3 protein-coding genes are annotated in these 21083 nt (G+C 73.9%); all 3 read right to left on the reverse strand.

The genetic code is table 11. The features are described 5' to 3' along the window. Positions 1 to 42: 42 nt before the first annotated feature. The 3 genes from IE267_RS07945 to IE267_RS07955 all read right to left on the reverse strand — a co-directional run bounded on the left by IE267_RS07945 (position 43) and on the right by IE267_RS07955 (position 21074). Positions 43 to 597, reverse strand: a complete 555-nt coding sequence (locus tag IE267_RS07945; RefSeq protein WP_189762598.1) for a GNAT family N-acetyltransferase — start codon at positions 595 to 597, stop codon at positions 43 to 45. Between the two features lie 144 nt (positions 598 to 741). Beyond that, entirely contained in the window at positions 742 to 945 is a 204-nt protein-coding gene (locus IE267_RS07950) for an MbtH family protein (RefSeq protein ID WP_189762599.1), read from the reverse strand. Positions 946 to 1043: 98 nt separating this feature from the next. After that, positions 1044 to 21074 (reverse strand): non-ribosomal peptide synthase/polyketide synthase, encoded by a 20031-nt coding sequence (locus tag IE267_RS07955; RefSeq protein WP_189762600.1) that lies wholly within the window; start codon positions 21072 to 21074, stop codon positions 1044 to 1046. Between the last annotated feature and the right edge of the window lie 9 nt (positions 21075 to 21083).

Genomic DNA, 21083 nt, shown 5'->3' on the forward strand with positions numbered 1-21083 from the left:
CTCTACGGGCGGCCGGCAGAGCCGCGCCGAGATCGGTCCAGCTCAGTCCAGCGACATTCTTCGTTCCTCTTCGCCCGTCCGTCTCTCCGAGGTGCTGGTCGTGGGGATTCTCAGCATCTTGGTCACCGATCCGTCGTCGCCGACCACGTCGCGGACATACCGAAAGCCCAACCGCTCGCACATCGCAAGGCTCGCGGAGTTGTCCGCACCGACCATCCCCCAGGCCTCGGTCAGGCCGAGATCGTCGGCCGCGTGTCTCAACAGCCCCCTGACGACCTCTCCGCCCAACCCCCGGCCCCAGTACGCGGGCAGGAGGGCGGCCACCAACTCGTGGCCGGGCACGTTGCCGGTCTTCTTGACTTCGGCGTGACCGACGTACACGCCGTCCTGCCACACACCCCAGACGTCGAAGCGCCGCAGTGGATACACCTCGGTCAGGATCGCCGTGAACAACGCGCGGAGTTCGGGTTCGGGCACGAGGTCCTGGCCCATCCACCGGCACACCTCCTCGTCGCGCAGCAGGGACACGAAGTGCTCCTCGTCCTCAGCCCGGTACGGGAGGAAGTGCAGGCGGTCGGTGCGCAACTCGGGGGTCATGTCGGGTACCTCGGTCTCAGCGCGGCGGGGAATGCAGGTGTGCCAGGCCCTTGTGGGGGCGCGGGCGGGGTTGCTTGGGCTGTTGCGGAGGCGTGGGGCGCCGGACCGGTCGGGCCGGTCCGGCGCTGCCCGCTGGGCCGGGTCTCAGACTCCGGTGTTCTCCATGCGTTCGCGCAGGCTGCGGGGACGCATGTCGGTCCAGACCTCGTCGACGTACGCGGTGCACTCGGACTCGGTGCCCTCCTTGCCGACGGGCTGCCAGCCGGCGGGCACCTCGATGTCGACCGGCCAGAGGGAGTACTGCTCTTCGTCGTTGCGCAGCACCTGGTAGCGGGTGTTCTCGTCCATGTTTTTTTCCTTCGTGAAAGGTGGGTGATTGACCGGACGGGCGGTTCGGGGTGTCCCCGAATCCTCCGGTGGGGGCCCTCGGCGTCGAGGCAGTTCGGTCACTGGCCGCCTCGGGCATGCTGGGCGATGTGGCGCAGAGCCTCGGCGAATTCCTCGGCCACGCGGCGCACTGTCTCCGTGTCGTGCAGGTCCGGGCGGTGGTGCCAGGTGAAGGCGAGACGGCCGTGCTCGACGGAACCGACGATCTCGAGTGCATGGGAGCCGCCGTCGCGGGGGTCGTGGTCCTGGCCAAGGGGGCCGTGCTGCGCACGGACGAGGCCGTCCCCGGCGGCTTCGGGGCGTGCGTCCCACTGGCCCAGGTAGTTGAACACCAGCTGGCTGTGCGCGCCCGTGCCCAGTTGTTCGCGCTGTTCCGGAGACCCGAACGTGCGCAGGGCTCCGAAGCCAACGCCCTTGCCGGGTACGGCCCGCAGTTGACGTCGTACCGACTTCACCAGGGCCCGCCAGTCGCGGTCCGGGCCGAGCCGGCCCGGGTCGTCGACCTGGAGGGCGATGGGGTGGACGCTGGTGAACCAGCCGACGGTGCGGGTCAGGTCGACCCCGTCGATCAGGTCCTCGCGGCCGTGGCCCTCCAGGTCGAGACGGACCCGTTCCTCGCCGGACCAGCGCGCCAGGGCGAGGGCCAGGGCTGCGAGCAGCACGTCGTTGATACGGGTGCGGTAGGCCGTGGGCGCGGCACGCAGCAGGGTTTCGGTGTCCTCCTCGTCGAGTTCGATGCCCACCACGGCGGCCGGCGCGGTGGGGACGGAGTCGGGCTCGTGGTCGGAGGCGGGTGCGGCCCGGACTACTTCGCGCCAGTGGGGCAGCTCGGCGTCCAGCCCGCCCGCGCGGACGTGCGCGGCGATTTGGCGGGACCAGTCCCGGAAGCTGGTGCTGCGCTCCCCCAGGTCGACGGGGGCGCCCTGAACTGCCTGTTGGTAGGCCGTTTCCAGGTCGTCGCCGAGGATGCGCCAGGAGACGGCGTCCACGACCAGGTGGTGGGCGATGAGGAGCAGGTACGTGGGGCGGCCGGGGCCACCCGTGAACAGAGCCGCCCGCAGGTGCGGGCCGTGGGCGAGGTCGAAGCCGGCGTGCAGTTCGTCGGCGGTCTTCGCCATGACCGCGTCCGCGTCTTCGGTCGACAGGTCGGACAGGTCATACCGGATGAGGAAGTCGGGGTCGTCCGGCCGGGTGGCCGGCGGCGGGTTGAACTGGTGCCAGCCGTCGGCGTCCCGTGTGAAGCGCATGCGCAGCGCGTCGTGGTGTTCCAGCAGGGCAAGCAGTGCGGTGTTCAGGGCGCTCGGGTCCGGGTCCCCGTCGAGTTCGAGCAACGCCGACTGGTTGAAGTGGTGGTGGGCGGCGCGCGGTGTGCTGAGGAACCAGTCCTGGATGGGAGTGAGCGGCACCTCCCCGGTCACCGGGCCCTGGGCAGTCTGCTGGGGGGCGGGGCGGACGACGCGGGCCAGGGCGCCGAGGGTCTGGTGGGTGAACAGGTCCCGGGGCACCAGGTGGAGGCCGTCGCGGCGCAGTCGGGAGACGACCTGCATGCTCAGGATGGAGTCGCCGCCGAGGGCGAAGAAGTTGTCGTCGACGCCGATGTCCGTGATGCCCAGGACATCGGACCAGATGCGGGCGACCCGCCGCTCGGTGTCGGTGCGCGGCTCGCGGTACTGCCTGCCGGTGCTCCGGGCCGGTCCGGGGGCGGGCAGGGCTCGCCGGTCGAGCTTGCCGTTCGGGGTGAGCGGCAGTCGGTCCAGTGCCACGAAGAGCGAGGGCACCATGTGCGGCGGCAGCATTTCACCGAGGTGCTCGCGCAGGTCGTCGACGGGAAGCGGGAGGGTTCCGCTCGCCTCGTCGGCCGCCGCCCGGGCCGGTACGACGTAGGCGACGAGTCGGGCGGGCCCGGCGGCGGCCACAGGCTGCCCGTCGTCGGTTGCGGGACGGGCCGCGTCGGTGCGGACGACGACCACCGCGTCCCGGACCAGGGGGCTGCGGCGCAGCGCGCTTTCCACCTCTCCCGGTTCGATGCGGAAGCCGCGCAGCTTGACCTGGTCGTCGACGCGTCCCGCGTAGACGAGTTCACCGTCCGCGCCCCAGCGGGCCAGGTCGCCGGTGCGGTACATCCGCTCCCCCGGCAGCCCGAACGGGTCCGGAAGGAACCGCTGGGCGGTCAGGCCGGGGCGGCCGAGGTAGCCGCGGGCCAGGCCGGGGCCCGCCACGTACAACTCGCCCGTGATCCCGGGCGGGACGGGCCGCAGAGCGGTGTCGAGGACGTACAGGCGAGTGCTGCCCGAGGGGCGGCCGATGGACGGCGTGCCGGCGCCGGGGGCGAGCGGGCCGGTCCAGCTGGCCACGACGGTGGCCTCGGTCGGCCCATAGGAGTTGATCATGCGGCGGCCGGGTGCCCAGGTGGCGACGAGGTGGGCGGGGCATGCCTCGGCGCCGACGATCAGGGTCCGCAGGGCGGGGAGTTCGGCGGCCTTCTCCACGGGAACGGTGGCGAGGGCGGCCGGTGGGATGAGGGTGTGGCTGATGCGCCGGACGGCCAGTACCTCGGCCAGCCGGTCCCCGATCAGCGGTCCCTCCTCCCCGGTGATGAGGGCGGCGCCGCTGAGCAGCGCGGTGCACAGTTCGAGGACGGAGGCGTCGAAGCTCGGGGAGGCGAACTGCAGCACCCGGTCGCCGGGGCCGGCCGCGTAGCGCTCGGCCGCTGCGGCGGCGAAGGAAGCCAGGCCCCGGTGGGTCACGGCCACGCCCTTGGGCGTACCGGTGGATCCCGAGGTGTAGATGACGTACGCGGGGTGCCCGGGCAGCAGGGGGGCGGTGCGGTCGGTGTCGGTGGGCGCGGTGTCCGGGCCGTCCGCTGTCAGGACGTCGGCCGGGTCCGTCACGACGCGATGGACGCCCGCGTCGCGGATCATGAACTCCCTGCGGGCCGCCGGGTAGTCGGGATCGACGGGCAGGAAGGCGCCACCCGCCTTGGCGACGGCGAGCTGGGCCACCACCATTTCGGCCGAGCGGGGCAGGGCGAGGGCGACCACCCGCTCCGGTCCGACTCCGTCGCGGATCAGGCGGTGTGCGAACCGGTTGGCGGCCCGGTCGAGTTCCGCGTAGGTCAGTTCCCGGTCGCCGTCGCAGAGCGCGGGCGCGTCGGGCGTAAGGGCCGCCTGCCGCTGGAACAGGTCGGGCAGCGACGACTCCGGTACGGCCTCGCCGCTGCCCCTGCCCTGGTCCAGGAGGACGCGCTCCTCGTCGCCCGAGGTCAGCGGCAGGGCGCCGAGCGGACGGGTGGGGTCGGTGGCGACGGCGTCCAGGAGGATGCCGAGGCGTGCGGCGAGGCGGTCCGCCGTGTCGGCGTCGAACAGGTCGGTGTTGTAGGAGAGCAGGCCGTGCAGTGATCCGTCCGCTGCCTCGGCGAATTCGAAGGTGAGGTCGAAGGCGGCCTGGTGCATGTCGGTCTCGACGTCGCTGACGCGGAGGCCCGGAAGATCGAGGTCGGCGGCGGGGGTGTTCTGCAGGACGACCATGACCTGGAAGAGCGGCGTGCGACTGGTGTCCCGGACCGGCTGGACCTGGTCCACGACGCGCTCGAAGGGCACGTCCTGGTGTGCGAAGGCGTCGAGGACCGTCTGGCGGACCGCGCCGAGGAAGTCGGTGAACGGCTGTCCGGCGTCGGTCTGGGAGCGCAGGACGAGGGTGTTCACGAAGAACCCGACGAGGTGCTCGGTCTCGGCCCGGTCGCGTCCGGAGGTCACGGTGCCGACGGCGATGTCGCTCTGCCCGGAAAGCCGCGCCAAGTAGGCCTGCGCGGCGGCCACCAGGGTGGTGAACAGGGTGGTGCCGTTCTCCCGGGCGAGCCGGGTCAGGCGTGCGGTGGTGTCGGCCGGTACGACGAGGCGGGTGGTGGCGCCGTTGCTGGTACGGACGACGGGGCGGGGTCGGTCGGTGGGCAGGTCCAGCGCTGCCGCGTCGGCCAAGTGCTGGGTCCAGTAGGCGAGTTGGCCGTCGGCATCGGCGGCTCCGGCGGTGCGCTGCCAGGCCGCGTAGTCGGCGTACTGGATCGGCAGGGCCGGCAAGGCGGGCCCCTGGACGCCGAGTTGGGCACGGTAGGAGTGGGCCAGGTCCCCGAGGAGGACCGAGGTGGACCAGCCGTCGGTGACGATGTGGTGCAGGCTCAGGGCGAGGACGTGGTCGTCATCGGCGAGCCGGACCAGGCCGGCGCGCAGCAGTGGCCCTCGGCGCAGGTCGAACGGGCGCTCGCGCTCCTTGCTGAGCAGGGTGCGCAGGGCCGCCTCCCGGTCCGCCGCGGGCAGCTCGGACAGGTCGTGGGGCGGGAGGAGCGGTACCGGGTGCGGCGGGTGGACGATCTGCACGCCGTGGCCGTCCGCGCTGTCGAAGGTGGTGCGCAGCGACTCGTGCCGGGCGACCAGTGAGGTGACGGCGGTGGTCAGCGCTGCGGTGTCCAGGCGGCCGCGCAGGCGCAGGGCGAGCGCGGTCACGTACTCGCTGCCGCCGGGCGCGAACTCCTCCAGGAACCAGAGGCGTTGCTGGGCGTACGACATCGGGAGCGCCGCGTCGCGGGCGGCCGGGGTGATGGCCGGGCGGGCGTCGCGGGACTCCTCGGTGAGGAGCGCGGCGAGTGCCGCCGGGGTGGGGCGGGTGAAGACGTCCCGGGGCGTGAGGTCGGTCGCGAAGGCCTCGGAGAGGCGGGCGGCGAGGCGGATGCTGAGGATCGAGTCGCCGCCCAGGGCGAAGAAGTCGTCGTCGACGCCGGGCGGTTCGGTCCCGAGCACCTGGCCGAACACCTCGGCCGCGCGGCGCTCGGCCTCGGTGCGCGGCTCGGTGAGCTCCGTGCGCGGGGCGGCCTCGGGTGCGGGCAAGGCGGCGCGGTCGACCTTGCCGTTGGCGCTCAGGGGCAGCGCGTCCAGCGGGACGATGTCGGTGGGCACCAGATAGTCGGGCAGGGTGCGGCCCGCGAAGTCCCGCAGGGCCGCCGGGTTCCGGCCGGCCGGGCCCACGACGTAGGCGATCAGCCGCTTGGCGCCGGACCTGCTCGCACCGGCGAGCACCGCCACGTCCGCCACGTCGGGGTGCTCGGCGAGGACGGCCTCGACCTCGCCCGGCTCCACACGGAAGCCGCGGATCTTGACCTGGTCGTCCGCGCGTCCCAGGAACTCCACGGTGCCGTCCGGGCGGCGGCGTGCCAGGTCGCCGGTGCGGTACATGCGGGCGCCGGCGGGGCCCTGGGGGTCGGCGAGGAAGCGGGCCGCGGTTTCGCCGGGGCGTCCGAGGTAGCCGCGGGCCACTCCCTCGCCGGCGAGGTACAGCTCACCGGCGCTGCCCGGCGGGACCGGTCGCAGCCGTCCGTCGAGGACATGGACGCGCATGTCGTCCAGGGGGCGGCCGATCGGCACGGTGTCCGGCACGTCGGACGCGTCGGCCAGTGCGTGGGACGTCGCGAAGGTCGTGGCCTCGGTGGGCCCGTAGCCGTCGACGACGCTCAGCCCGGGGCAGGCGGTGAGGACGCGGCGCAGGGCGGCGGCGGGCACCACGTCACCGCCGGTCCACACCTGTCGCAGACCGGCGAAGCAGTCCGGCGCGTCCTGGGCGAGGAGGCGGAAGAGACCGGCCGTCAGCCACAGTGCCGTCAGCTCCCCCGCGGCGGCGAGGCGCCGGATCAGGGAGCCGTCGACGGTGCCCTCGGGGGCGACGACCACACGGCCGCCGTTCAGCAGGGGCGCCCACACCTCGAAGGTGGACGCGTCGAATGCCACCGGGGAGTGCAGCAGTACCCGGTCGCTGATGCCGTCGGCGAACCGACTGTCGGTGGCCAGCGCCGCCACGTCCCGGTGGCGCACGGCCACCGGCTTGGGCCGGCCCGTCGAGCCGGAGGTGAACATGACGTACGCCAGCCGGTCGGGATCGCCCGGCGGCAGCGATCCGTCGCCGTCGCCCGTGGCGCCGCCGTCGCCCGTGCGGGCGGCGGCGACGTCGGCGGCGGTGAGCCGGGCCGTGACGCCTGCCGCGTCGAGCAGGATCCGGCGGCGTTCCTCGGGAGCGCGGGTGTCGACCGGTACGTAGGCTCCGCCCGCGGCGAGGACCGCGAGCTGGGCGACGACGAGGTCGGCGGAGCGGTCCATCAACAGCGCGACCCGGCCTTCGGGAGCGAGACCGTCGGCGACCAGCTTCGCCGCCAACTGCGCTGCATACTCGTTGAGTTGACGATATGTCAGCTCCAGCTCACCGTCTTGTACGGCGACCGCTTCCGGGGTTCGCCGGGCCTGCTCGGCGAACAGGTCGACGGGGCTGCGCGGTTGTGTCGCGCGCGCCGGCACGTTCCAGGACGCCAGCAGCGTCCGGTCGTCGGGGGTGAGCGCGTCCAGGTCCGCGAGGTCGCCGTCAAGGCCCTCGGCGAGGGCGGTGAGCAGGACCGTGAGGCGCTCCACGGCCCGCTCGACGGTGGCCGGGTCGAAGAGGGCGGGGTCGTAGGCCAGGTCGAAACCGAGCCGTTCGGCGAGGTGGGCCCGCAGGCACCACGGGAAGGTGGGCGCGTCGTCGGCCCGTACTTCGGCCACCTGGACGCCGGTGCGGGCGGTGGCCGCCTCGTCGACGGGGTAGTTCTCGAAGACCACCATGCTGTCGAACAGGGCTTCACCGGACGGCACTTCGCTGCCCGACTGGATGCGGGGCAGGGCGAGGAAGTCGAAGCGGCGGCCCTCGGCCTGTGCCTCCTGAAGGTCACTCAGCCAGGGCAGAACACGGCCCGCGGACAGTCGGACCCGGGTGGGCACCGTGTTGATGAACATGCCGATCATGCCCTCCACACCGGGCAGTTCGGCCGGGCGGCCCGAGACGGTGGTGCCGAACACCACGTCGTCGCGGCCTCCGCAGCGGGCGAGGAGCAGCGCCCAGGCGCCCTGTACCACGGTGTTGACGGTCAGTCCGGCACGTGCGGCTCCCGCGCTCAGCCGCGCCGAGACGTGCTCGTCCAGTGCGTGCCGGACCTGGGCGGTGGCTCGGGCCCGGTGCGCCTCGTCCGGGGTGCGGTCGTACGGGAGTGGAGTGCGGGTGGTGAACCCGGCGAGCACGTCGCGCCAGTGGCGTTCGGCGGCTGGAAGATCCTGTTCGCCGAGCCAGTGCAGGAAGTCCGCGAAGGGGCGCCGCACCGGGAGCTCCGCGTCGGGGCCGCCCGTGAGCGCGGCGTAGCGCTCGCACACTTCGGTGAGGAGCTGGCCGGTGCTCCAGCCGTCGAGGGCGATGTGGTGGGTGGACCACAGCAGCAGCACCTCGTCGTCGGGCAGCGCGGCGACGGCGAGCCGGGTGAGCGGCGCGGCGTTCAGGTCCATGCCGGCGGCGCGGTCCTCTTCGAGCAACTGCTCGGTGCGCTCGACACGTTCCGCCGCACCGAGCCCACGCCAGTCGAGATGGCGTACGGGCAGCTCGACCCGCCGGTGCACGACCTGGACCGGCTGCGGCAGGCCGCGCCAGTGCACGCTGGTGCGCAGCGCCGGGGTCCGGTCGGCGACGAGCTGCCAGGCCGTGGCGAACGCCTGCGGGTCGGCCACCCCGGACAGGCGGACCGCGATCCGGTCGAAGTAGGCGCCGTCGGTGTCCACCAGGCCGTGGAACAGCATCCCCGCCTGGAGCGGGGTCAGCGGCAGGACGTCCTCGACGTGTCGGCCGTCGCCGACGAGCCGGTCAAGGCCGTCCTGGGACAGGCCGGCGAGCGGGAAGTCGGAGGGGGTGCGACCGCCTGCGTCCGGGCTCGCGCAGTGCGCCACGATGTCCCGGAGCGCGGCCGTCATCCGCTCGGCCAGGGCACGGACGGTGTCCTCGTCGTGGACGGCCGCCGGGTAGTTCCAGCCCAGTTCGAGCCGTCCCTCCTGGACGATGCCGGTGATGTCGAGGACGTACGGGCGTGGAGCGTCCGGGTCGGTGTCACGTCCGGTCGGCGCGAGGGCGCCGCGCAGCAGGCCGTCGCCGGTGCCGCTGCCCGCGCCCCACTGACCGTGGTAGTTGAAGCCGACCTGCGGCGCGGGAGCACCGGCGAGCGGGCTGTCCGGCAGGAGGTGGCGCAGCGCCCCATGGCTCAGGCCGTGCAGCGGGACGGCACGGAGCTGTTCCTTCACCGAGCGGAGCGTGTCGTGCCATCCGGCACCGGGGTCGACGCGCAGCGCGAGCGGGAACTCCGCGGTGAACCAGCCGACCGTGCGCGACAGGTCGACATCGGCGAAGAGGTCCTCCCGGCCGTGGCCTTCCACGCCGATCAGGACCGTGTCCCGCTCGCACCACTGCGCGAGCGTGTGGCCGAGTGCGCTGAGCAGGACGTCGTTGACCTGGGTGCGGTAGGTCTCGGGCACCTTGCGCAGCAGGGCTTCGGTGGTCTCCTCGTCCAGCGTGACGGTGACGGTGGCCGAGGTGCCGTACGTGTTGGGACCCGGTCGGCCCGCGGGCAGTTCGGCCGGTGCTTCGGCCGCCTGCCGCCAGTGGTCCAGGTCAGCGGTGAATGCTCCGGTGCGGGCGTGTTCGGCCAGACGGGTCGCCCAGTGGGCGTAGGCCGTGCCGGCGGTCGCGAGGTCCACGGGGCGTCCGGCCGCGGCCTGCTGGTAGGCGGTGGCGATGTCGGCCGGCAGGATGCGCCAGGAGACGCCGTCGACGGCCAGGTGGTGGACGGTGATCACGAGGTGGCCCGCCCGGTCGGGGCCGCGGTCCAGGAAGAGGAAGCGCACGACTCGCCCCTCGACGGGGTCGAGTCCCGCCTGCGCGCGGTCGGTGAGGCGGTGCGCCTCCGCCTCGACCGCGGCGTCGTCGAGTCCGGCGACGTCGTGCCGGCTGAACACGGAGCCGGGGGTGGCGGGCAGCGCCTCCTGGTGCCAGCCGGACTCGGTGTGCGTGAACCGGGTCCGCAGGGCGGCGTGCCGTGCGACAACGGCCTGGGCGGCCCGGCTGAGCGCCTCGCCGTCCGTGCCCGGCGCCAGCTCGAAGCGCTGGGTCATGGTGAACCGCATGTGGTCGCCGGGGCGCAGAGCGTCCAGGTACCAGTGCTGGATGGGGGTGAGCGGTGCGGGGCCGGTGGGGCTGGTCGTGTCGGTCGTCGGGGCCAACTTGCCTGCACGCAGGGCGAGTTCGGCGACGGTCTGGTGCCGGAAGACGTCCTTGGTGCTGAGGGCGAGTCCGGCGCGGCGGGCGCGCGAGACGATCTGGATGCTGAGGATGGAGTCGCCGCCGAGCGCGAAGAAGTTGTCGCGGGCACCCACCCGCGGGACGCCCAGCACATCGGCCCAGATGGCGGCCAGCCGCTCCTCGGTGCCGGGCCGCGGCGCGACGTACGGGTCGTCGCTCTCGGGCTGGACGGGCGGGTCCGGCAGAGCCCGGCGGTCGGTCTTGCCGCCGATGGTGCGGGGCACCCGGTCGAGCGGGACGAACGCGGCGGGCACCATGTGGTCGGGCAGCGTGCTGCGCAGCCGCATCCGCAGCTCGTCGGCCGACGGCTGCTGCCCGTCCCCGGTCACCACGTAGGCGACCAGCATCGGGCGCCCGGCGCGCTCGCGTGCGGTGACGGCGGCGTCGGTGACTTCCGGCAGCGCGAGCAACGCCGCCTCGATCTCGCCGGGCTCGATGCGGAAGCCCCGGATCTTGAGCTGTTCGTCGGCGCGGCCGAGGAACTCCAGGAGTCCGTCCGTGTCCCAGCGGGCGCGGTCGCCCGTGCGGTACATCCGCTCCCCCGGCGCCCCGAACGGGTCGGCCAGGAAGCGGCTCGCGGTCTGGCCGGGCCGGTTCAGGTAGCCGCGGGCCACCTGGGCACCGGCGAGGTACAGCTCACCGGGGGTGCCGACGGGCACGGGGCGCAGCGTCCCGTCCAGGACGTAGGCGCGTAGTCCGCCGCCGGGGCGGCCGATGACGGGCCGTTCCGGACGGTCGGTGACGGGTCCGTAGACGGAGTCGACGGTGCATTCGGTGGGGCCGTACATGTTGACGGCGGTGACGCCGGCTTCGTCCTGGGCCGCGACCAGGTCGCGCCAGGTGGCGGCCGAGACGGCTTCGCCGCCGACGAGCAGCAGCTTCGGGTGGTGGCGGCCGGGGGCGAGCAGGCCGGCGGCCAAGAGTTCGCGCAGGAAGGTGGGGGTGACGTTGACCAGGTCGAGGCGGTCGGCGCCGACCTGGGCGCAGAACGCCTCGGGATCGAGGCGGGTGTCGTCGTCGATGAGGTGGACCTGCTGGCCGAGGGCGAGCAGCAGGGGGCCCTCCCAGGAGGTGTCGAAGGCGAAGGAGGCGCTGAGGGCGGCCCGCAGCCGGGGGCCTTCTCCCGTGTGCGGCAGGACGAGGCTCGCGCAGGCGAAGGAGGCGCTGAGGGCGGCTCGCGACGGGGAGCCCTCGACGGTGTGCGGGAGGAGGAGGTTGGCGCGGTGGTCGTAGCAGAGGTTGACGAGGTGACGGTGTTCGACGGCGACGCCCTTGGGGCGGCCGGTGGAGCCCGAGGTGTAGACGATGTACGCCGTGTTCTCGGGGCGCAGCGGTTGGACGCGGTCGGTGTCGGTGGGGTCGTGGTCGGGCAGGTCGGCCGCGTCCGCGGCACGCAGGGTCTCCTCGGTGAGGAGGGTGTGCGGGCGGGCGTCGTCCCGCAGGACGCGGACGCGTTCGTCGGGCAGGCGCGGGTCGAGGAAGAGCAACGCGGCACCCGACTTGGCGACCGCGAGGAGGGCGACCAGCAGCCCCGAGGTGCGCGGGAGACGGACGGCGACCACGGTCTCGGGGCCGGCGCCCCCGCGTATGAGGTGATGGGCGAGCCGGTTGGCGCGCCGGTTGAGGGTGGCGAAGTCGAGGGTGGCGTCGGGCGCGACCAGCGCGGTGAGGTGCGGGGTGCGGGCGGCCTGCGCTTCGAACAGGGCGGGGAAGGTCGTGTCGGGCACGGGCAGCGACATGCCTAGCCCGAGGTCCAGCACGCGCTCTCGCTCGGTGTCGGTCATGAGGGGCAGGGCGCCGACGGCGCGGCCCGGGTCGTCGGCGGCGGCCTCCAGCAGGATGCGCAGCCGCTCGGCCAGGAGCTCCGCGGTGGCCGGGTCGAACAGGCCCGTGTTGTATTCGAGATGGCCGGTGACGACTCCGTCGGTCTCGACGAAGTCGAAGGCCAGGTCGAAGGTGGCGTGCCGAACCGGCGGGGTGACCGGCTCCACGGTGAGCCCGGGCAGTACGGGGGCCTCGGCACCGAGGTTGTGCAGGGCGACCATGACCTGGAACAGCGGGGTGCGGCTGGTGTCACGCTCGGGCTGGACCGCGTCCACGACGCGTTCGAACGGCACGTCCTGGTGCGAGACGGCCTCCAGGACGGTGCCACGTACCTCGGCGAGCAGGTCGTGGAACGACAGCTCGGGACGGACCCGGGCGCGCAGCACCAGTGTGTTGACGAACATGCCGACCACGTCGTGCAGTTCGGGGCGTTCGCGGCCGGAGGTGACCGTGCCGACGGCGACGTCCTGCTGGTCGGACCAGCGGGCAAGCAGTATCTGACAGGCCGTCAGCAACGTCATGAAGAGGGTGGCGTCCGCCTCCCGGCCCCGGGCGCGCAACCGGTCGGTGAGCGCGGCGGGCAGGGTGAAGGTGACCAGCGCGCCGTCCCGGGTGCGAACGGCGGGGCGCGGCCGGTCGGTGGGCAGTTCCAGCGGTGTCACCCCGTCCAGGGCCCGGCGCCAGTGGTCGAGGTCGGCCTCGGCCCCCTCGGTGCGCGCGCGCTGCCAGGCGGCGTGGTCGGCGTACCTCAGGGCGGGGGTGGGCAGTTCGGGCGGGCGCCGGTCGAGGACGGCCGCGTACAGCTCGCCGAGGTCGCGGCCGAGGATGCCCATGGACCAGCCGTCGGTGACGATGTGGTGCACGGCGAGGACGAGGACGTGCTCCTCGGTGTCCCCGCCGGTGAGGCGGGCGAGGCGGGCTCGAAGGAGCGGTCCGGTGGCGAGGTCGAACGGCCGGGCGGCCTCGCTCTCCACGAGGGCGTCGAGGGCGGCGGCGTCCGCGCAGTCCTGCGTGCGCAGGTCCACGGAGGCGGGCGGATGGATGATCTGCCGTGCCTGGCCGTCGTGTTCGGCGAAGGTGGTGCGCAGTGACTCGTGCCGCGCGACAAGCCCGTCGAGGGCCGTGTTCAGGGCGGCGCGGTCGAGCGGCCCGGTGAGGCGCAGCACGGACAGGACGGTGTGTTCGGTGCTGCCCGGCTCGAAGCGGTCGAGGAACCAGAGCCGCTGCTGGGCGTGCGACAGCGGGGCGGGAGCGCCCGGGGCCGCGGCCGGGATGACCTCGGCCGCGGTACCGGGCCCGTCGGCCGGGTCGCCGAGGGCTGCCGCGAGGGCGGAGAGCGTCGGATGGGTGAACAGCAGCCGGGGCGAGACGTCCGTGCCGTAGGCGGCGCGCAGGCAGGAGACGACCCGGACGGCGAGGATCGAGTCACCGCCGAGGGCGAAGAAGTCGTCGTCGGCGCCGACGTCGTCGGTGTCCAGGACCTGCTTCCAGGCGTCGGCCACGAGTCGCTCGGCGGGGGTGCCCGGCTCCCTGCGCTCGCCTCCGGTCGCGAAGCCCTCGGGTCCGGGCGCGGGAAGTGCGCGCCGGTCGAGCTTGCCGTTGGGGGTCAGCGGCAGGGCCGCCATGGGCACATAGGCGGCGGGCACCATGTGCGCGGGCAGCGACTGCTTGAGGTGGTCGCGCAGTTCGGCGGCCGACGGCGGGACGCTGCCGGTGCCGACCACGTGGGCCACCAGACGCCGCGTCCCCGTGGCGTCCTCGTAGACACCGACGGCCACGCCGGCGACACCCGGGTGGCGGTGCAGCGCCGCCTCGATCTCGCCGGGCTCGATGCGGTAGCCGCGGATCTTCACCTGCTGGTCGGCGCGGCCCAGGTACTCCAGGCTGCCGTCGGCCCGCCGCCGGGCGCGGTCGCCGGTGCGGTACATGCGGGTGCCGGGACGGCCGAACGGGTCGGCGAGGAAGCGGGTCGCGGTCAGGCCGGGCCGGTTGAGATAGCCGCGGGCCAGGCCCTCCCCCGCGACGTACAGTTCGCCGATCGCTCCGGGCGGCGCCAGGTTCAGCGTCTCGTCCAGGACATACGTCCGCAGGTCGGGTATGCCGGTGCCGATGGGGCTCGCGGGGCCGGCGTCCGCCGTCGCCCGATCCAGCGGTGCGTAGGTGACGTGCACGGTGGTCTCGGTGATGCCGTACATGTTCACCAGGCGCGGCGCGCTGTCCCGATGGCGCTCGTACCAGCCGGTCAGCCGGGTCACGTCGAGCGCCTCACCGCCGAAGACGACCGTGCGCAGTGCCAGCCGGGTGCTGTGCTCGGGGTGTTCCGCGTCGGCGCGGATCAGCGGATAGAAGGCGGACGGCGTCTGGTTGAGGACGGTGACCTGCTCGTCCGCGAGCAGGCGCAGGAAGTCCTCCGGGGAGCGGGCCGTGTCGTCGGGGACCACGACGAGCCGGCCGCCGTGCAGCAACGGCCCCCACAGTTCCCAGACGGAGAAGTCGAAGGCGTAGGAGTGGAACAGCGTCCACACGTCGGTCGAGTCGAACCGGAACCAGTCGTGGGTGCGGTCGAAGAGGCGGACCACGTTGGCGTGCGGGATCACCACACCCTTGGGGCGGCCGGTGGAGCCGGAGGTGTAGATGGCGTAGGCCGGGCTGTCGGGCAGCGGGCGCAGCCCTCGGTCCACCGGGGCGGCAGGCCGTCGGCCGAGGTCGGCGCGCACCTCGGGATCGTCCAGGCGCAGTGCGGGAACCGCGCCGAAGCCGGTCGTCGCCGTGGTGGTCACGAGGGCCACCGGGGCCGCGTCGTCCAGGATGCCGGTGACGCGTTCGGCGGGCAGCGCGGGATCGATGGGCAGGTAGGCGGCGCCCGTCTTGAGGACGGCGAGGACGGCGACGACCAGGTCGGTGGAGCGCGGCAGGGCGAGGGCGACGTACTGCTCGGGGCCGGCGCCGAGTTCGACGAGGCGGTGGGCGAGGCGGCCGGCGCGCGCGTCCAGTTCGGCGTAGTCGAGCCGTTCGGTGCCGTAGCTGACGGCTTCGGCGTGCGGGGTGCGGGCGGCCTGTGCCTCGAAGAGGTCGACCAGCGTCTCGGCGGGCCTGCCCTCTGCGGTGCCGCTGCCGACCGCGAGGAGACGCTGCCGCTCCTCGGGGGTGGTCCGGGCGAGGGCGGCGAGGGGACGTTCCGGGTCCTCGGCCAGTTCGGTGAGCAGCAGGCACAGCCGCCCGGCGAGGTCCGCAGCGGTGGCCGCTTCGAAGAGGTCCGGGTCGTAGGCGAGGTCGAAGCCGAAGCGTTCACCCTGGTACGCGCGCAGCACCAGCGGGTAGTTGGTGGCGTCGCGCGAGGCGACGTCGACGATCCGCACACCGGATCCGGCCGAACTCGTGTCGTCGAACGGGTAGTTCTCGAAGGCCACCATGCTGTCGAACAGGGTGCTGCCGGCCGGCACGTCGCTCAGGGCGGTCAGTTCCGCGAGGGACACCGCGGCGAAGCGCCGTGCGTCCGCCTGCGCCTCCTGGAGGTCGCGCAGCCAGGAGACGGCCGAGCCCCGGCCGCTCACGCGGACGCGGGTGGGCAGGGTGTTGATGAACATGCCGACCATGTCCTCGGCGCCGGGCAGCTCGTCGGGGCGGCCGGACACGGTGGTGCCGAAGAGGACGTCCGGCTCGGCCGCGTAGCGGGACAGCAGCAGTGCCCAGGCACCCTGCACGACGGTGCCGAGCGTGAGTCCGGCGGTGCGGACGGTGCGGGCCAGGAGGGCCGACGTCTCGTCGGACAGCGCGGCGGTGTGCACGGCCGCCGAGCGCGACTCGTGGCCGGCCGGGCGGGCGCGGTCGACGGGCAGCGGGGTCGGGGTGGCGAAACCGTCGAGGACTCCCCGCCAGTGCGTACGGACGGCTTCGCCGTCCTGGTCGCAGAACCAGCGCACATAGTCCCCGAACGGCCGTCGCACGACCGGTGCCGGTTCGGTACCGGTGGTGAGGGCCGCGTACTCGGCGAACACGTCGGTGAGGACCTGGGCCAGGCTCCAGCCGTCCAGGATCAGATGGTGGGAGGTCCACAGCAGATGCAGACGGGCGTCGGGCAGCCGGACCAGGGTGAGCCGCATCAGGGGGGCGGCGCCCAGGTCGAGGCCGCGGGCCAGGTCCTCGGCGCGCAGCCGCTCCAGGCGGGCGGCCCGCTCCCCCGCGTCCAGTGCGCGCCAGTCCAGCACCTCGATCGGCACCCGCACGTCGAGGTGCACGCGCTGGAGCGGAACGGGTACGCCCTCCCACACGACCGAGGTGCGCAGGGCCGGGGTGCGGTCGGTGACGCGCTGCCAGGCGGCGGCGAACGCCTCGGCGTCGGCCACTCCCTCCAGGAGCAGGGCGGCCTGGTCGAGGTAGACGTCGTCCGTCCCGCCGACCAGCCGGTGGAAGAGCATGCCCTCCTGGAGCGGGGTGAGCGGCAGCAGGGCCTCCACGGACCTGCCGTCCCCGACAAGACGGTCCACCGCCGCCTGGTCGAGCCGGGCCAGCGGGAAGTCGGAGGGGGTGCGGCCGCCGGCGTCGGGTCGGGCGCAGTGCTCGGTCACCTGGGTGAGGGCCCGCAGCATGCCGTCGGCGAGCGCCCGGACGGTGGGCTCGTGGTGCACTTGGTCGCTGTAGTGCCAGGTGATCTCCAGCGCGCCGTCCCGCACGACGGCCGACACGTCGAGCAGGTGGTCCAGCGGTTGCGCCGGGTCCATGTCGCCGGGCGGCACGTCGGCGGCGGGCGCGAAGTCGCCGCCCGCACCGGACTCCCACTGTCCGTGGTAGGTGAAGCACACCTGGGGCAGCGGCAGTTCACGCAAGGCACCCGCCTCCGGTGCCGGGGAACCGAGGCGTCCGAGCGCCTCGTAGCCCAGGCCCCGACGCGGCACGGCCCGCAGTCGCTCCTTGACGGACTTCAGGGTCGCCGCCCAGTCGGGAGCCTCCGCGGGGCCCTGCGGGGTGAGGGTGACCGGGAACTGGCTGGTGAACCAGCCGATGGTGCGGGCCAGTTCGGCGCCCTCGACCAGGTGCTCCTCGCGGCCGTGGCCCTCCAGTGCGACGGTGATGTGCGGCGCGTCCGTCCAGTCCGCCAGGACCCGGCCGAGCGCGCTCAGCAGGACGTCGTTGACCTGCGTGCGGTAGGCGCCCGGGACGCGGCGCAGGAGTGCGTCGGTGGTGGCCTCGTCGAGCCGGCCGCGGACCGTGCGCACGGTTCCGGCCAGCGCGGTGCCGGGGAGGTCCACGGGGAGCGGGATGCGCGGGCGGGCGGCCTCGGCGGTCCAGTACGGCAGGTCGTCGTCGAGGGCGCCCTCCCGTACGCGTTCGGCCAGATGACGGGCCCACCAAACGAACGGGGTGTGTTCGGGCTCCAGTTGTGGGCTCTGTCCGTCCTCGGCCTGCCGGTAGGCCCGCTCCAGGTCGGCGAGCAGCACGCGCCAGGAGACGCCGTCGACTGCCAGGTGATGGACCGTCAAGAACAGTTGCGGGCGGGCACCTTCGGCCGCGGGAAGCAGGACGGCGCGCAGCATGCTGCCGGTGCTGGGGTCGAGCTGCGCGCGGGCGGCCTCGGCGACCTCGGCGATGCTCGCGCCGTCGTGGCCGGTGAGCAGGCCGGTGGCGGGGCCGGCACCGGGATGCTGCTGCCAGGTCTCCCCCTCCCGCACGAACCGGGCGCACAGGGAGGGGTGGTGTGCCACGACCGCGTCCAGTGCGCGGGAGAGCTTCGCCGCGTCGACGTCGTGGGGCAGGTCGAGGATCATGGACATGGCGAAGCGGCTGCGCGGCCCGTGGGTGGCGAAGAACCACTCCTGGACCGGGGTCAGCGGGCCGGGCCCGCCCTCCTGCGGGCGGCGGGGCACCGGCACGGCGGCGGCGCGCCGGGAGGCGGCCGCGAGTTCGGCGACGGTCTGGTGGCGGAAGACGTCCTGCGAGGACAGGGCGAGCCCGGCGGCCCGGGCCCGGGAGACGGCCTGGATGCTGAGGATCGAGTCGCCGCCGAGCTCGAAGAAGTTGTCGGTGACCCCGACGCGGCGCACACCGAGGATCTCGGTCCAGATCGCGGCCAGGGTCTCCTCGTCCGGGGTGCGCGGGGCGACGAACTCCCGTGCCGTGTCCGGTCCTTCGAGGTCGGGGGCGGGCAGGGCGCGGCGGTCGAGTTTGCCGCTGACGGTGAGCGGCAGCGAGTCCAGCGGTGTGAACGAGGACGGCACCATGTGGTCGGGCAGGACCGTGCGCAGCGCGGCCCGCAGCGCGGCGGGCTCGGGCCGCGCACAGCCGGGCGCGGGTACGGCGTAGGCGGCGAGCCGCAGGTGACCGTGCGGGTCGGGCAGGGCGACGACCGCGGCGGCGGCGATGCCCGGCAGGTCCGTGAGGGCTGCCTCGATCTCGCCGGGTTCGATGCGGTGGCCGCGGACCTTGACCTGGTCGTCGGCGCGTCCCAGGTAGTCCAGGCGGCCGTCGGCGGTCCAGCGGGCCAGGTCGCCGGTGCGGTACATGCGGGTGGCGGGCGGGCCGTACGGGTCGGGCAGGAAGCGCGCGGCGGTCAGGCCCGGGCGGCCGAGGTAGCCGCGGGCCACCTGCTCGCCGGCGAGGTACAGCTCCCCGCCGACGCCGGGCGGCACGGGTCGCAGACGGTCGTCCAGGACGTAGGCGCGGGTGTTGGGCAGCGGGCGGCCCACCAGCGGGCGGCCCGCTCCCTCGATGCGGCAGGACAGCGCGTCGACCGTGCACTCGGTGGGGCCGTAGAAGTTGTACGCGGCGACCTCGGGGTGGGCTCCGAGCTCGCGCCAGAGTGCCGGGCCGAGCGCCTCGCCGCCGAGCATGAGCACCCGGGGGCGGTGGCGCGGGTCGTTCAGGAGTCCGGCGGGCAGCAGTTGGCGGAGATAGGAGGGGGTGAGGTCGAGGAAGTCGATGCGATGCGCCACGACGTAGTCGACCAGGGCGGCCGGGTCCATCCGCGTCGTTTCGTCCACCAGGTGCAGCGGGTGGCCGTCGGCGAGGAGCAGCACGCCTTCGAGCGAGGTGTCGAAGGAGAAGGACGCGGTGAGCGCCACTCGCAGCGGTCCGCCTCCCGCCTCGGCGACGAATCCGGCGCGATGGGCGGCGAGCAGATGGGCGACGGCCCGGTGCGGTACGGCGACGCCCTTGGGGCGGCCGGTGGAGCCGGAGGTGTGGATGACGTAGGCGGTGTGCAGCGGGTCCAGCGGTGACCGGCGGTCGTCGTCCGTGGGGTCGGTGTCCGGAAGGCCGTCGGGCAGCGCGGTGAGCGCGGCCTCGTCCAGGACCAGGGCCGGGCGGACGTCGTCCAGCAGGAAGCGGACGCGCTCTTCGGGCAGGGCCGGGTCCAGCGGGAGGTATCCGGCACCGGACTTCCACACGGCCAGGATCGCCGTGATCATGTCGGCGGTGCGCGGCAGCCGGAGCGCGACCAGCCGTTCGGGGCCGGCGCCGAGGCCTATGAGGTGGTGGGCGAGCCGGTTGGCGCGGGTGTTGAGCGTCGCGTAGTCGAGGCGCTCGTCGCCCGCCACCAGGGCCAGGGTGTCGGGTGTGCGGGCCGCACGCTCCTCGAAGAGCCGCGGATGCAGGGCGTCGCCGACGGGCAGGGCGGTGGCGTTCCAGTCACGGGTGACCTGTCGCACTTCCGCCTCGGACAGCAGCGGCAGGGTCCCGAGGGGCCGGTCGGGGGTGCCGGTCGCCGCTTCCAGGAGGCGCAGGAGCTGGCCGGTCATGCGGCGGGCGGTGTCCGGGTCGATCAGATCGGTGCGGTATTCCAGCAGTCCGGTCAGCACCTCGCCGTCCGGCACGAACTCGATGCTCAGGTCGAAGGTGGCGGACCGGCGCGGCACGGCGACCGGGGTGATCCCGAGGTCGCGCGGGGCGGTTGCCGCGGGCGGGTCCGGGTGCAGCAGGACCATCACGTCGAACAGCGGGTTGCGGCCGGCCTCGCGGGGCGCACCCACCCTCTCGACGATCCGCTCGAAGGGCGTGTCGCCGTGTGCGAAGGCCTCGTTGACGGTGTCGGCGGTCCGGGTCAGGAGCTCCCGGAAGGAGTCGCCGGGGGCCACCGCGGTGCGCAGCACGACGGTGTTCACGAAGAACCCGACGGCCCGCTCCAGATCGGTACGCGAACGGCCAGGGGTCAGGGACCCCACGGTGCTCTCCTCCTGTCCTGACCAGCGGGCCAGGAGCGCCTGGGCGGCGGCGACGAGCGCGGTGTACAGCGTGGTGTGCTGCTGCCCGGCGAGTTCGCGGAGCGCGCGGGTCACCCCGGCGGGGACGGTGAAAGCGTGGACGGCGCCCGCGCCCGCCTCTTCGCCGCGCCGGGGCCAATCCAGCGGGAGCTCGGGGACGACCGCCCCCGTCAACCGGTCCTTCCAGTGGTCCAGTTGGCGTTCCAGCCGGCCGCCGGTGAGCTGCTCGCGCTGCCAGACGGCGAAGTCCGGGTACTGGGTCGCCACCGCGGGCAGGCCGGGTTCGTCGCCCCGGGCCAACGCCTCGTAGGCCGTGCACAGTTCACCCAGGACGATGCCCATCGACCAGCCGTCGGTGGTGATGTGATGAGCCGTCAGCAGCAGTACGTGCGAGGTGTCGGTCTCACGCAGCAGGAGGGCCCTCAACAGGGGCCCGGAACTCAGGTCGAACGGCGCCGAGTACTCCCCGAGCAGCGCCGCGTCCAGGCCGTCCGCCGGCACGTCGCGGACGGGCAGGGGCACCGGCGCTGCCGGGTGCACGTGCTGTGCCGCGCGGCCGTCGCTCTCCTCGAACGTCGTGCGCAGTGCCTCGTGCCGGGCCACGACCTCGTCGAGCGCACGCCCGAGGGCGCGCTGGTCGAGGGTGCCGGTGAGACGCACGGCGACCGCGCTGTTGTAGCGGGCGTCACCGGGGTGCAGCCGGTCCAGGAACCACAGGCGCTGCTGGGCGAACGACAGGGGCAGGGGACGGTCGCGGTCGGCGCGCGGGATGCCGGCGGGCGCGCCGCCCGCCGCGGCCCGTCCGGCCAGTCGGCGGCGCAGGGCCTCGCGCAGATCGTCGGGCAGCGCTTCGGCGCGGTCTCGCCTGGAGGGCTTCGAAGACGTCATGTTCGTCGG

The organism is Streptomyces xanthochromogenes (assembly GCF_014650455.1).
GTDB classification, from domain to species: domain Bacteria; phylum Actinomycetota; class Actinomycetes; order Streptomycetales; family Streptomycetaceae; genus Streptomyces; species Streptomyces xanthochromogenes.